This is a genomic window from Erwinia sp. CGal63 (assembly GCF_037026505.1).
GTDB lineage: Bacteria > Pseudomonadota > Gammaproteobacteria > Enterobacterales > Enterobacteriaceae > Erwinia.
This window is the reverse complement of sequence record NZ_JAKUMN010000005.1, coordinates 59494-72206: the sequence shown is the minus strand read 5'-3', so window position 1 is coordinate 72206 and position 12713 is coordinate 59494. Positions and strand designations below refer to the sequence as shown.

10 protein-coding genes are annotated in these 12713 nt (G+C 56.1%); 3 read left to right on the top strand and 7 right to left on the bottom strand.

All coding sequences use genetic code 11. The features are described from left to right. Nucleotides 1-348: 348 nt before the first annotated feature. Nucleotides 349-951, top strand: a complete 603-nt coding sequence (locus MKZ79_RS15660; protein ID WP_336143469.1) for a helix-turn-helix domain-containing protein — start codon at nt 349-351, stop codon at nt 949-951. A 51-nt stretch (nt 952-1002) separates the two neighbouring features. On the opposite strand, the gene MKZ79_RS15655 is transcribed toward MKZ79_RS15660, so the two are convergent. Genes MKZ79_RS15655 through tssF form a run of 7 tightly spaced genes read right to left on the bottom strand, consistent with a single transcriptional unit; the run spans nt 1003 to nt 8843 of the window. After that, nucleotides 1003-1494: a DcrB-related protein gene (locus MKZ79_RS15655; RefSeq protein WP_336143468.1), complete on the bottom strand. Its 492-nt coding sequence runs from the start codon at nt 1492-1494 to the stop codon at nt 1003-1005. Then, the gene (locus MKZ79_RS15650) at nt 1484-2914 is read right to left on the bottom strand and encodes an OmpA family protein (RefSeq protein WP_336143467.1); all 1431 of its coding nucleotides are present in this window, start codon (nt 2912-2914) and stop codon (nt 1484-1486) included. Before MKZ79_RS15650 ends, MKZ79_RS15655 begins: the two co-directional genes overlap by 11 nt. 2 nt (nt 2915-2916) lie before the next feature. Continuing rightward, on the bottom strand, nt 2917-3522 hold the full coding sequence (locus MKZ79_RS15645) for a DotU family type IV/VI secretion system protein (RefSeq protein ID WP_336143466.1): 606 nt from the start codon (nt 3520-3522) through the stop codon (nt 2917-2919). Next, nucleotides 3519-4847, bottom strand: coding sequence for a GlcNAc-transferase family protein (locus MKZ79_RS15640; RefSeq protein ID WP_336143465.1), 1329 nt, complete (start codon nt 4845-4847; stop codon nt 3519-3521). The genes MKZ79_RS15645 and MKZ79_RS15640 overlap by 4 nt, the downstream gene beginning before the upstream one ends. Before the next feature lie 54 nt (nt 4848-4901). Further along, complete coding sequence (tssA, locus tag MKZ79_RS15635) at nt 4902-5921, bottom strand: type VI secretion system protein TssA (RefSeq protein ID WP_336143464.1); 1020 nt, start codon at nt 5919-5921, stop codon at nt 4902-4904. A 10-nt stretch (nt 5922-5931) separates the two neighbouring features. Beyond that, the gene (tssG, locus tag MKZ79_RS15630) at nt 5932-6966 is read right to left on the bottom strand and encodes a type VI secretion system baseplate subunit TssG (protein ID WP_336143463.1); all 1035 of its coding nucleotides are present in this window, start codon (nt 6964-6966) and stop codon (nt 5932-5934) included. Further along, the gene (gene tssF, locus MKZ79_RS15625; RefSeq protein WP_336143462.1) at nt 6966-8843 is read right to left on the bottom strand and encodes a type VI secretion system baseplate subunit TssF; all 1878 of its coding nucleotides are present in this window, start codon (nt 8841-8843) and stop codon (nt 6966-6968) included. Before tssF ends, tssG begins: the two co-directional genes overlap by 1 nt. Before the next feature lie 459 nt (nt 8844-9302). Here tssF and tssH point away from each other — a divergent pair, with 459 nt between their 5' ends. Both tssH and tssB read left to right on the top strand, forming a co-directional pair. Beyond that, entirely contained in the window at nt 9303-11957 is a 2655-nt protein-coding gene (gene tssH, locus MKZ79_RS15620; protein ID WP_336143461.1) for a type VI secretion system ATPase TssH, read from the top strand. A 200-nt stretch (nt 11958-12157) separates the two neighbouring features. Further along, on the top strand, nt 12158-12691 hold the full coding sequence (tssB, locus tag MKZ79_RS15615) for a type VI secretion system contractile sheath small subunit (RefSeq protein ID WP_336143460.1): 534 nt from the start codon (nt 12158-12160) through the stop codon (nt 12689-12691). Nucleotides 12692-12713: the final 22 nt, after the last annotated feature.

The following is a 12713-nucleotide window of genomic DNA, read 5'->3' as shown; positions in this document are numbered from 1 at the left end:
CCCTCAGGAAAAAAACGTAACGATAGCGGGTAATCATTACTACATTTTATATTAATATCGGTTATGCCTGACGCGCCGGGATGATGATAAATTTATTCTTTCTTACAGCATATTAACATTACGATAAAGAGAAATCGGGAGGGGAGTTTTTTTAGTTATTAGATGATCAGCCCCTGTTTTTAGTAAAATAAAATTATATAAAAGCGCTATTTTTCGGATTTGAGTTTTTGGTCTTAACGGACGTCTCCTGATATTTAACTACACACTATAGAACAATAATATTGGAAATAACTTGCTGATTGCATGAAGATTTATTCACTGCGTAATTTATATTCAGGATGAAATATTATGCTTAAGATAACCGTAGCCAGCGACGATGTCTTTTATCGGAAAGGCCTGGAATCACTGATTGTGAAGACAGGCAACATCATTAAAGATGGGTTAGTGGAGATCCTGTCGGACAAGGATGGTTCGGCAGTAGCAGAAGCTGATATCGTTTTCAGAGATATTATGATTAGTATTTCTTTTAATAATAACCGCTGCGGCAGGTTTGCTGGCAAAGGCCGGGCCGAAAACAGTTTGCCGGTGCTACATATTCCCTTTACCTGCCGCGGTGACAATCTGCAGCAAATTACCGGTAAGATAAAGAAGATTTTACTGATAGCCAGTAATAATGCCCTCTATGCCACCAGTCGTGAGAGCTGTAAAATTGCCGGACTGAAAAAATTTATGCAGCTCTCTTCTACGGAAAGTAAAGTTATGCTGATGGTCGGCCAGGGTTACGATACGGGAAATATTTCCAGAATGCTGGGGCGTTCAGAAAAAACCGTTAATACGCACTGTCGGAATGCTATCAGAAAGATGGGGATGCTGAACCGCGTAGAATTTTATAAATATGCGTCTTATATTGCCAGAAGCGGAGGGAAAAAAGGGAATACGCTTTGTCTTTAACAACACGCGCGGCGAAAAACGGCCCGCGAATGAGCGGGCCGACAGCATAACTTATTCATTCTCGCCCAGCGGCGAGGTTTCCGGGTTAAAGCTGTTAATAATCTGGACATAGTGCTTGCGCTGATAATCATTAAATTCTTTTTGCGACGCCAGCGTAAAGACCATCAAATTCAGACGAGCGGGATTAATAGTAGGGTGCCACGGCAGCTCGACGGTGGTCTGCACCTGTTTCACCGGCTGACCATTCTCCAGAAAAGCGTTGGCCGTCTGGATAACCGGTAGCTTTGCCGGGCCGATTTCATTTTTCAGCATTTTTCCTTCGTTTTTAAAACCGGGCAGGCTGTTGGCCATCAAATTCATCTGCGCTTCACAAAACTCCTCCAGCGTCTGATTCTCTACCTTGAAAGCGCGGTTGATCAGGATGGTATATTCATTCTGTTCCGGATCGTGAAAACGCAAAATATTAATGCTTTGATCGTAAGTCGGCGTCTCGGTCAGAAATGTGCCTTCATACATAATGTAATTCAGTTTTTTACTCATCATCCTTTACCTGTTTTTGATGTACGAAATCCGGCAGCGGAATCACTTCCACGCGCCTGTTTTTTTCACGGCCTTCTCCGGTCTGGTTGCTGGCGACGGGTTTACTGGCGCCCATGCCTTTGATGACAAACCTGTCCGGCGAAACCCCGGCATGAGCGACCAGCCAGTCCCGTACCGCCTGCGCTCTGCGCATAGAGAGCTGGACGTTGGTTTCATTGCTGCCCGTGTTATCCGCATGCCCCACAATCGCAAAAGTGGTTTGAGCGTTGTCGCGGATTAACGGCAGTAGACTGGCCAGGCTGTCGCTGCTGTCAGGTCTGAGCGCGGCGCTTCCCTGATTGAACAGGGCCACAGAGCCTGACGGCATAAAAATTGGCGACAGGTTATACTCCTGTAGCGCCCGATCGATGCTTTCAACCATTTCTCCGCAGCGTGAAAATCCTGCTGGCCAGTGATACCAGGCGTCACGGCAGCTCAGCAGCTGCTGCTTTCGGGCCAGTAGCTGTTGGTAAAGCGCCCGCTTTGTCTGCAGCTGCATCTCGTGCGTTTGCCGAAAAACGGCCAGATCCCGCTCGACCGCGGTTATACGCCTGGCTTCCAGCCAGGTCGCGCCGATCATGCCGCTGGCCAGCAGCAGCGCGGTCGCTATCGGTAACCAGCGCAGAAAAGCGCGCGGCGTTTCCTGAACGACAAGCTGAACCGGCAGCGGCGCGTTATGGCTGACGACTCTGGGCAAAACCGGCAGTTCGATGCCGGCAGCAAGCCCCGGACAAAGGCCAAATTTCTGTTGCAGCCACTGCGCCCAGGCGCCATGTCGCGTAAAGCCGCTGCCGTTATCGGCCAGCAAAACGGCGTTCAGCCGCAGCGACGAAGCGGAAAAGAGCGCGTGCAGCGCTTTCTCCACGCCCGACTCCAGCAACCACAGCCGCAGCGCATCCGTCATGGCGCGGCGGTGAAGCGCGTGGCGGCTGAGCGGTTCCGGCAGAGTGAGCAGCTTATCCAGTTCGTTTTTGAGCGGGGTTTCACCCGTGCTGTTCAGGTTGAAGTCGCCTGACCATCTGGCCTGCCCGGCCGCGCTTTCCTGGCTAAGGCGCGCATACAGGGCGAGTACGCAGGGGAACGTCTCCTGCTGATGAAGAAACAGCCGTTGCCATTTGGCGATCTGCGCCAGCGTCTGCGCGACATTCTCTTCGCCATCCGGGAAAAAAGGGAAAAAAGTGCTGACGTGCAGACGGCGGTTGGTTGCTCGTATCCGCTGCAGGGTTTGCTGCATCGCCGCCGCATCCTGCGCCACTATCCAGCGCACCCGATCGTCTTGCCGTTTCGACTGCCGCGCGGAAAACCATTTTTCCGCATAGGGGCCGATGATGAAGATCGCCGCGGTGGGCAGCGGATTTTTTTCGGGCGGTATTAAGGCGCTCATCGTTAAAGGGTATCCAGATAGCTGAGGCAAAAATAGCCTACGGCGACCAGCAACAGGCCTGATAACAGCAGCTGAATCGGCAGCGTTAGACGGGCAGATTTGTGCGGCGCGGGCGGCATGGGCGGCGCAGGCAGCGGCTCATCTTCCGTCTCCGGTGGCCGCACGGCTTTTGGCGGCGGCGCGTACTGCGCGAGCAGTCTCTCAACAACGCGGTCATTGCCTGCGGAAGCGGCGACAAGCAGCAGCAGCTTTCTGGCGCAGACCAGCAGCTGGCCTTTGGCGTTGGCCAGCAGCGACGCCAGCCCGTCACTTATCTTTTCCGTCTCGTTTTGATAGCCATAAAAATGGTTGGTCAGCGAATAGCGATCCCAGGCGATTTTATCGGCACGCAGGCACAGCTCGATCTGCCCGTCCAGGTAGCGGCAGAGCAGATAGCAAAGGGCGTCGCTGAGCTGTTCGTTCTCGCCTTCCGCCACCAGCGCTTTGCTGAAGAGATCGATAAGATTGATCAGCTTTAGCTGCAGATCCGGCAGGGAAGGAACAATGCCGTCGAAAGAGAGCAGGGCGTCCACGCCAATCAGGCGGTTGTAGAGGATGTCGCTTTTCACCAGGCTCTCTCCACTACCTCGCCCCATCCTTCATCGTCATCCCAGGCGCTGAAGCGGATGACGGCAGGGTTGGGCGTGGCCGAAGAGGCGATGTTCATGATGATCTTTACTTCGCTGCCGCTTGCCAGCTGGGTCGCTATCTCTGCGCCGGAAAGGGTTTTTTTGTAGAGCAGATCGTTATAGCCGCTGTAGATGCCAATATGCAGAGAGTCGACCTCGGTCAAAGGCGAGGTGAACTCCTCTTGCTTCAGCCTGATCTCTTTCGGCAGGCGGTCGGTCAGTCTTTCGCGCCAGTTTTCGTCGTGCGGCGGCGGGAACCAGGCTACGCGCTCCGCCGCCAGCACTTCCGGCAGCACGGCCTGCTGTGTAAAAGAGAGGCCCAGCACGGCTTCAAACTCCGCCAGCGTTCTTTTATCGCCCAGGCCATAGTCGTTCGTCTCGCCGCCCTGGTGCGGTTCTATGCCCAGCAGCACCCTCACGCGCTTTTTCGACTCGCGATCTCTTTCGTACCAGGCCTGGTCTACGGAACCGGCTTCTTTGGCCTTTTCATCATGATCGCCCCAGATACGCACGGCCTTATCCCGGCCGTAAAAATGCCACAGCAGCACCTTATGCGGATGCCAGACGTCATAGCCCTGAGTAAAGGCGCGCGCCGCCATCGCGATCTCTTCGCCTTCAAAAAATATCTGCGGATCGTTCGGGACTTCTCTGACAAAGCGGCCATCGGCGAAGATAAAACCGCCTGCCATATAGCCTCCTCTGACCGGCGCCTGCTGGTGGAAATCAACCGAGGTGAGCTGAACTATTTTGTCAGGCGAAAAGCCGCGGAAAACCAGACGGAAGGTCGCCTGGGTTTTTTCCTCTTCCTTGCCCGGCACGTAGCCTGGCGGATAACAGGAGAGCACGGGCTTCTCGCTGTGCGCTTTAAGCGCTTCCAGCATCTGTACGATTTCGCGATCCCAGTGGTCGATAAAACGGCAGTGGGAGTCGATCTGCAGAAAATAGTCCTCCTGCCGGTACAGGGTTTCGCAGAGGTTTCTTGCCCAGCAGGCGCCTTTGCTGTGGTAGTAGTGCAGGGCGATAACCTGAATCTCTGCGTCGGCGTAGCGCCAGTTCATCAGCCTGTAGGCCTCTGTCGACTGCTCCGCGCAAAGCGTCATGCCGGCCTGCTGAAAAATGCGCTGGTCGCCGTCGTCCTGCCAGCAGACGGCTATGGCGAGCCGGTACAAGCCGGAAGCCTTGTCGATTAAATCGCGCAGCGTCGGGATTAGCTCGGCGTCGCGGTAGCTGGCGATGCTGATAAAAATGGCAGGTTTCCTTTCCATATAGCCATCCTGTGATGTAACGGTCCTTGTTTAGTCCTCAGGCAGCGTCGCGGGCTACTGCCTGTCGGGATCCAGCTTGTCGATAATCTCCGGCGGCAGCATTTTCACCAGTTCGGCAAAGCTTTTGCCTATGGTTCTTTCCGCAAACTGCAGCAGCAGGATTGCGGGGCTACCGGGCTCCATGCGGGTAAACCACATTCGCAGCTCCTGCAGCCTGAGTAGCGCATCGGTACGGCTGGCGATATCGCCCTGGCGCGGCGCGGGAAGAGGATCGGCCGTCGTCACGCTTTCCGGCGGCGTTTCCTGCCGGAGAACCTGCTCTTCGCTTACCGCTTCGACATAAGACGTGGGTAGCGCAGGCGCTTCCTGATGAGTGACGAACAGCTGCAAAATGTTTTTCAGGCGGCTAAAGTCGGGCGCTTCATCGCCCAGCGTAGGCGCCAGTAAAGCCTGCAGCTCTGTCAGGCAGGCCGCGGCTTTTTGCAGCGAAAGGATATTCGCATCCTGACGAGCCTGCCATTCGAGCAGCAGAGCCGCCGCCGTGGCTTCCGGCAGCGCGCCTTCTTCACGCGGCGTGGCGTGCGCCTTTTCAAAATCTTTGATGGCGATCTGCAGCCCTGCCGCTTTCGGCAGCGGTAAATTGCGCAGATCGGCCAGCAGGCCGTCGATATCTTCCAGTTCGGCCAGGGCGTTGGCCCGCATCACCGGATCGAACTCGCCTTCTTCCGTCAGCTGCGGATAGAGATGCTGGGGGAAAGCCGTCAGCAGATCGCGTAAAATCAGCAGGCCTTCACAGAGCGCGGGCGCGCCGATTTGCCGGATGCGGCAGCGTATCAGCGCGACTATCAGCCGAATATCGCGGCTTCTTTGCAGCAGGGTCTGGCAGTCTCGCTCGATCTCCGCCCAGTTGACCGGCTCGGCAGCCTCGACAAAGCTGCCATATTCGGCGTCCAGTTTGGGCTGTAGCCTGGCCTGCAGCATAATGAAGCCGGCGTCATATTCCAGGTTTTCCCCACAGGGTTGCTCGCTGGAAACAGGCTGTAGCAGCGTTTGATAGTAGGCGTGTTCCGTCACAATATCGTCCTTAATGTTTCCTGTTGCCGCGCCGGGACTCTGAGTGATAAAGCTCCGGCTCGAAACTCATGCCGTAAACCGGCGTATCCTTCTCTTTTCGCTCCAGCCAGACGGCGTAGCCCAGCTGGTGGCTGCCATCCAGCGTCGCCTGCGGCATCTCTTCCGCGGCCAGCACCAGCTCTATATCCCAGGCGTACTCAAAGCCCGTGAAGTTACGCACCCACTCGCGCAGTACCGGCAAATCCGGGCCCCACGGGCTGAAGCGCATATAGTTATCCAGCGTCAACGGGCCGAGGATCAGCTTGAATTTATGCTGCCTGTCGCGAACGGTGTCGCCCAGAATCGCGCCGTCGCCCAGCAGCATTGCGCCGTCGTGCGAGCCGAGAATCGAACAATCCTGCGGCTCCAGAAAAATCCACTGGCTGACGTACTCTTCCAGCCGCGCCTGAATCTGAAAGTAGTATTCGATAGCGCCGGTTAGTCCTTCCGGGTTGCGCGCTTCGCGGATCAAATGGGCGGAAGAGGCGAGCCGGGCATGGGTCGGCAGCGGCTTGCCGTGCAGCTCGGCCGGGTCCATGCCCGCCAGGCTGGCAATATAAAAAGAGAATCGCTCATCGTCCGGCCTGTCCAGCGAGGCGGTATCCTGCGCCACAAACCAGGCGCGATAGAACAACGACAGCGCGCGGTGGTGAAAGATATTAAGAAAGTGGATCAGCGTCGGATCGTGTGCTTCCGCCCGTGAATAGGCCAGCTCCGACAGATGCAGCGGCAGCGCGCCCTGTGGCCCCCAAACGCCCAGTCCGAACAGCTCGATGTCAATGCGGCCATCGTGCTGAGCAATGGAAGCAATCTCGCGCGGCGGAAAGATCATGGTGGCCGTCTGACCGAGACGAAAATTCTCCTGCGTGGGCAATACCGCGGCGCCCGGCGCGGGCATGCCGGGCGTTTTAGCGGTAATGGCGCGCATCACGCTGAAAAAGCCGGCTTCCCAGGGGCGTTTTTCATCGAACCAGGCGGCCAGCATCTCTGGGGTGGAACCCGCCATCAGAACGATCCTCGCTTGCCGGGACGAGCCTGCCAGCTTGCCACCAGGCCCCGCTGCATCGAGCGCAGCTCGGTTTCGGTAAAGACGTTGATGGCGGCATGGCGTGAAAGATAGTTTTCCATCACCAGCCCGAACAGATAGGGACTGACGCCGGAAAAGCCTTCTTCATCCACCGTCAGAACGCAGCGCACGCCTCTGCCGTAGATCAGCAAACCGTCACCAGGAAGACGTCGGGTCACCGGAAAGGTTTTACAGCCGATAACGCTGTCCACCTGAGTGCCGGACTCGCGATCGGCGCTGTGTAAAAACAGACGCAGCATATTGCGCAGCGACTCTCCGCCCGGCCCGTGCTCCATATCGGAGAGCGGCAGGTAGTTGAAGCTGAGCTGACGAATCAGGCGCCATGCCGATTCCCCCAGCGCGAAAGGCTCGCGCGGCGCGCTGGGCTGGCAGATAAAGGACGCGCCCGCGATGGGAACCGCATCGGACATGGTCAGATCGAAACTGCCGCTTCTGGAAATCAGACGCGGCAGATCCCTGTTGGTGACCAGGGCTTCCACCGTCAGATAGCGGATAGGATCGGCATAGGGCGCTTCCTGCTGATCGACCAGCGACACAAAAACCTCCGTGCCCAGATAGGGCGTGCGGGTGTCATATTTTCTTTTGCCGTCGCCTTTGATGCGCGCTTCGCGGTTCAGCGAAAAGTAGCGGCCAAAATTGCCGTAATCGCAGTGGCGGGTTTGATAGAGCGGATGGAACACTACGCCTTCGCTGGTTTCCGCCTGCTGACCCAGCACTTTATGGACGGAAAAGACCTCGTAATCCAGCGGCTTACTGCGGTCGGGCACGATATGAAAAGCGTTCAGCGCTCTGTTGACCTCGATCCTGTCCACCACTTTGGGAAACAGATTAATCACGGGCGTGCAAAAAGGTAAAAATTTGGAGGCGTCGGTATGGCCGACCAGCTCCTGCGGAAGCCTGTCCAGCAGCACAATCAGTTCGGCTTCGCTGCTATGGTTATGGCGAAAGCCTTCTGCCAGCTGGGTCAGGGTAAAGAAATAGAAGCGCTGGCGGCAGGCGAAATATTCATGGATCAGGTTATGGCCGTGAAACATATTCCAGGAAAGCGGCAGCAGCGTCTGATCGGGATTCAGCCCTTCAAAGGTAAGCGGACGCTGGTTGACCACCACATCCTGCGATCTGTCGTGCCCGGCTCGCACCAGCATGGCCACATTGCTGGTATGCAGCAGTTCAAAAAGATGGGAAACAATGCGCTCGTCGCCGTCGAGATAGAGCGGTAGCCGATCGAAGCCAGTCAGCTGAGAGAAGACCCGCTCGCCCTGCAGGCGCAGCTTAATGCGCAGCGCGCCTTTCAGCCTGGCGTAGGGAATGCGGTATTTTTCCAGATTAGGCAGATCCGGCGGCACCGAGGTCAGGCGCGCTTCGGCGACTTCTATCGGCCACAGCGTGACGTCCTGACCGCTACGAAACTCGCAGCGCGTATTTTCTCCAGGCAGGATTCGGGTATAAAAAGCGCTGTTTTTCGGAACCAGATAACCCTGGCCTAAATCGCCCTCTTTTAAATCCGGCACAAGCTGCACCACGCCGATAGAAGGCGTAGGACAGTTATAATTAGGATAGACAATATCCAGAAGGCGCTGGGTGAATTTTGGAAATTCCGCATCCAGTTTTAAATGTGTGCGCGCAGATAAAAAACAAAAAGCTTCAATAAGCCTTTCAACATAAGGATCGGCGGTTTCTATGCCGCGCATCCCTAAGCGGCCCGCGATTTTAGGATGCTTCTCAGCAAACTCACGAACCGTTTCTTTCATAAAAGTGAGTTCCTGATTGTAGTAATCAAGAAATTTATGATTCACCGCGTGCTCCCGTCATTCTGTTGGCATTATCCGGCTTAATATATTTATCTTTTTTGGATTTATAATATTATTTTATGTATTTATTGTCGGCGCTTATAATGGGAAAGGCCTTTTTCTGTTTTAGCGATAATTTTAATGATAGTTTATCGCTATCGCGTTGATAATTACGGCTATGCGATTTTTTAAATGGATTTATAGCACGGGTTGAAAATGTGCTCAACGGGATTATAAAAAATGCGAAATATTCTTGCCGGCGAAATCAGGCTCGTTCGGGAAAAAATCTTTTTTAAATAATGGATTGTCCTGCTGTTGCTGCTGATATTCAGGAATAACGTTCGGGCGGTTTTCTTAATTTTATTTTCTGGCGTAGACAATGCGGATTGTTTTTGTTTTCCTTGCCAGGGAAAGCCTGAATAACAGGGCTTAGTTTGCAGGACAACACCAGGGAAGGAATTATACGTGGCGATTACAAGGCAGAATCTATTCGGCAAGCTGGATGAAACGTTGTTCAGAAGTATCGAGAGCGCGACAACGCTTTGTAAGCTGCGCGGCAACCCCTATGTCGAGCTGGTTCACTGGCTGAATCAGATCTGGTATCAGGACCAAAATGATTTGCGCCTGATCGCCCGCCATTTCGAGGTGGATGCGGAGGCGCTGGAAAGAGGTCTTTCTCAGGCGCTGACCCGCTTGCCTTCGGGCGCCAGCACCATTTCCGATTTTTCATACCATATCGAACTGGCTATCGAACGCGCCTGGATCTACGCCAGCCTGGAGTGTCTGGAGAGCCGGATACGCAGCGGGCATCTGCTGATAGCGATGCTCACTACCATGGAGCTGCGGCGCGCGCTGTTCGCTATCTCTTCCGCCTTCGAGCGCATCTCTCTGGAGCACCTGACCGCGGATTTCGGTTATATCACCCAGGCGTCGCCCGAAGTCGGCGAAGCGACCAGCGACAGCGGCGCGCTGCCTGGCGAGGTTAATTCGGCCATTGGTGGCCAGCAGAAAAGCGGCGGGCTGGCGCAGTATGCCACCGATCTGACCGCTTTGGCGCGCGAGGGCAAGATCGATCCGGTGACGGGACGCGAGCCTGAAATCAGCACCATGACCGATATCTTGCTGCGCCGCCGCCAGAACAACCCGCTGCTGACCGGCGAAGCGGGCGTAGGGAAAACGGCCGTCGTGGAAGGACTGGCGCAGGCGATAGTCGCGGGCAACGTGCCGCCGGCGCTGGCGAAAGTTCGCCTGCTGGCGCTGGACGTGGTGGCGCTGGCGGCTGGCGCCAGCATGAAGGGCGAGTTTGAAGCGAGGCTGAAGGCGGTGCTGGATGAAGCCATCGCCTCGCCGCAGCCGGTGATCCTGTTTATCGATGAAGTCCATACGCTGATCGGTGCGGGCGGCAACGCCGGTACGGGCGATGCCGCCAACCTGCTGAAGCCCGCGCTGGCTCGCGGTCAGCTACGCACCATCGGCGCCACGACCTGGAGCGAATTTAAGCGCCATATCGAAAAAGATCCGGCGCTGACGCGGCGTTTTCAGGTGCTGCAGGTCGCCGAACCGGACGAGGCGGCCGCCGTCGCCATGCTGCGCGGACTGCTGCCGGTGCTGGAGAAACACCACGGCGTCTGGATTATGGAAGAGGCTTTACAGGCGGCTGTACGACTCTCGCACCGCTATATCCCGGCTCGCCAACTGCCGGACAAGGCGATTGGCCTTCTCGATACCGCCTGCGCGCGCGTCGCGGTGGCGCAACACGCGGCGCCGGTCACGCTGCAGCGCCTGCACAGCCAGACGGAAGCCGCTCGTGCGGAACTGGCGCTGGTGGAAAAAGCGGACCGCTTCGGCAAAGGCCAGGGCGACAGCGGCGAGCGGTTGCGACAGGAGATTGCCCGTCAGGCCGAGGCATCGCAGGCGCTGGAGCAGCGCTGGGCGCAGGAAAGAGCGCTGGTCGCGGCCATCGTCGAAGTGCGCGAAAAGCTGCAGGCGCATGAGGCCAGCGAAGAGCCGCAGGAGGATCTCTCGCCGTTGCAAACCGAACTGGCGACGTTGGAAACAGAGCTGCAGGCGATCAGAGAAGAGCAGCCACTGGTGCAGGCGGAAGTGAACGCAGAGGTTATCGGAGCGATAGTGGCCGACTGGACAGGCATCCCGGTCGGCCAGATGCTGAAAGACGATATTCGCGCCGTGCTGGAGCTGCCGCAGCGGCTGGCGGGGCGCGTTATCGGTCAGGATTACGCGCTGCATCAGGTCAGCGAAAGCATTCAGACCGCCCGCGCCGGGCTGGCCGATCCGCGCAAGCCGGTTGGCGTCTTTATGCTGGTTGGCCCGTCCGGCGTGGGGAAAACGGAAACCGCGCTGGCGATCGCCGAGCAGCTCTACGGCGGCGAACAAAACCTGATCACCATCAACATGAGCGAATATCAGGAAGCCCACACCGTTTCATCGCTGAAGGGATCTCCGCCGGGCTATGTCGGCTACGGCGAAGGCGGCGTGCTGACGGAGGCGGTACGGCGCAAGCCTTACAGCGTGGTGCTGCTGGATGAGATTGAGAAAGCGCATCCCGACGTGCACGAGCTTTTTTTCCAGGTTTTCGACAAGGGAAGCATGGAGGATGGCGAAGGGCGGCAGATCGATTTTAAAAACACGGTGATCCTGCTGACCAGCAACGTGGGCAGCGAAACCATCGCCAGCCTGTTCGCCGATGCGGAGACGGCGCCAGACGCCGAGAGCGTCAGAAAGCTTTTGCAGCCCGAACTGCTGAAGGTTTTTCCGGCGGCGTTTCTGGGGCGTCTGGCCATCGTGCCTTATCTGCCGCTGCAGGAAGCTTCGCTGCAGCGTATCGTCCGGCAGCAGCTCGGCAGGCTGGCGCTGCGGTTGCAGGAGCAGCATCACGTTGCGCTTCACTATAGCGATGAACTGGTGGCGCATATTATCGCGCAGTGTCCCGTCGCTGAAACGGGCGCGCGCATGTTAATCCGTTTTATTGAGCAAAATATCGCGCCGGAAATCGCACGGCAGATATTAAAAAGCGAGCAGCCATTAAGCGAACAGCGCCTCTGCATAACCCTGGCGGAAAATAATATCGCTATTTTATTCCAGCAAGCCGCATGCGTATAAGCGGGAAAACGGCAATTTATCATTCCGTATAGCAAGAATACCCGCGCCCGAAATGGGCGGGCGGCTTAAGTTTTATAAATCGATCTGTAAACGGGACATATTGCGAAATCAGAAGATTCAGTAAGGCAATAGCGCGGTAAAGCAGCCAGCTATTGCGATAAATAAGGGTGCTTTTATTAAAAAACGGTGAAAGGGATATCATGACTTTAAAAAGAGGCAGTGCTCAAAAATTTATCGCCAGAAACAGGGCGCCACGCGTGCAGATTGAGTATGACGTGGAGATCTACGGCAGCGAGAAAAAAATAGAATTGCCCTTTGTAATGGGGGTATTGGCCGATCTCTCTGGTAAAGCGCTGGAGCCTTTACCGCCGGTCGCCGATCGCAAATTTCTCAGCATAGATATCGACAACTTCGATGAGCGAATGAAGGCGATGAAGCCGCGCGTGGCTTTTGCCGTGCCTAACACCTTAACCGGCGAAGGGCAGCTGATGATCGATATGACGTTTGAAAGCATTCACGACTTTTCGCCGGATGAGATCGCCAGAAAAGTGGATTCGCTCTCTCAGCTGCTGGAGGCGCGCACCCAGCTGGCCAACCTGCAAACCTATATGGACGGCAAGGCCGGCGCAGAGAGCCTGGTAATGAAAGTGCTGCAGGATAAAACGCTGCTGGCCACGCTGGCCGCGTCGCCGAAACCGGCAAATACCGACAGCAGTCTGTCACCGAAAGAGTAAGTGGAGAGAGGGATATCATGTC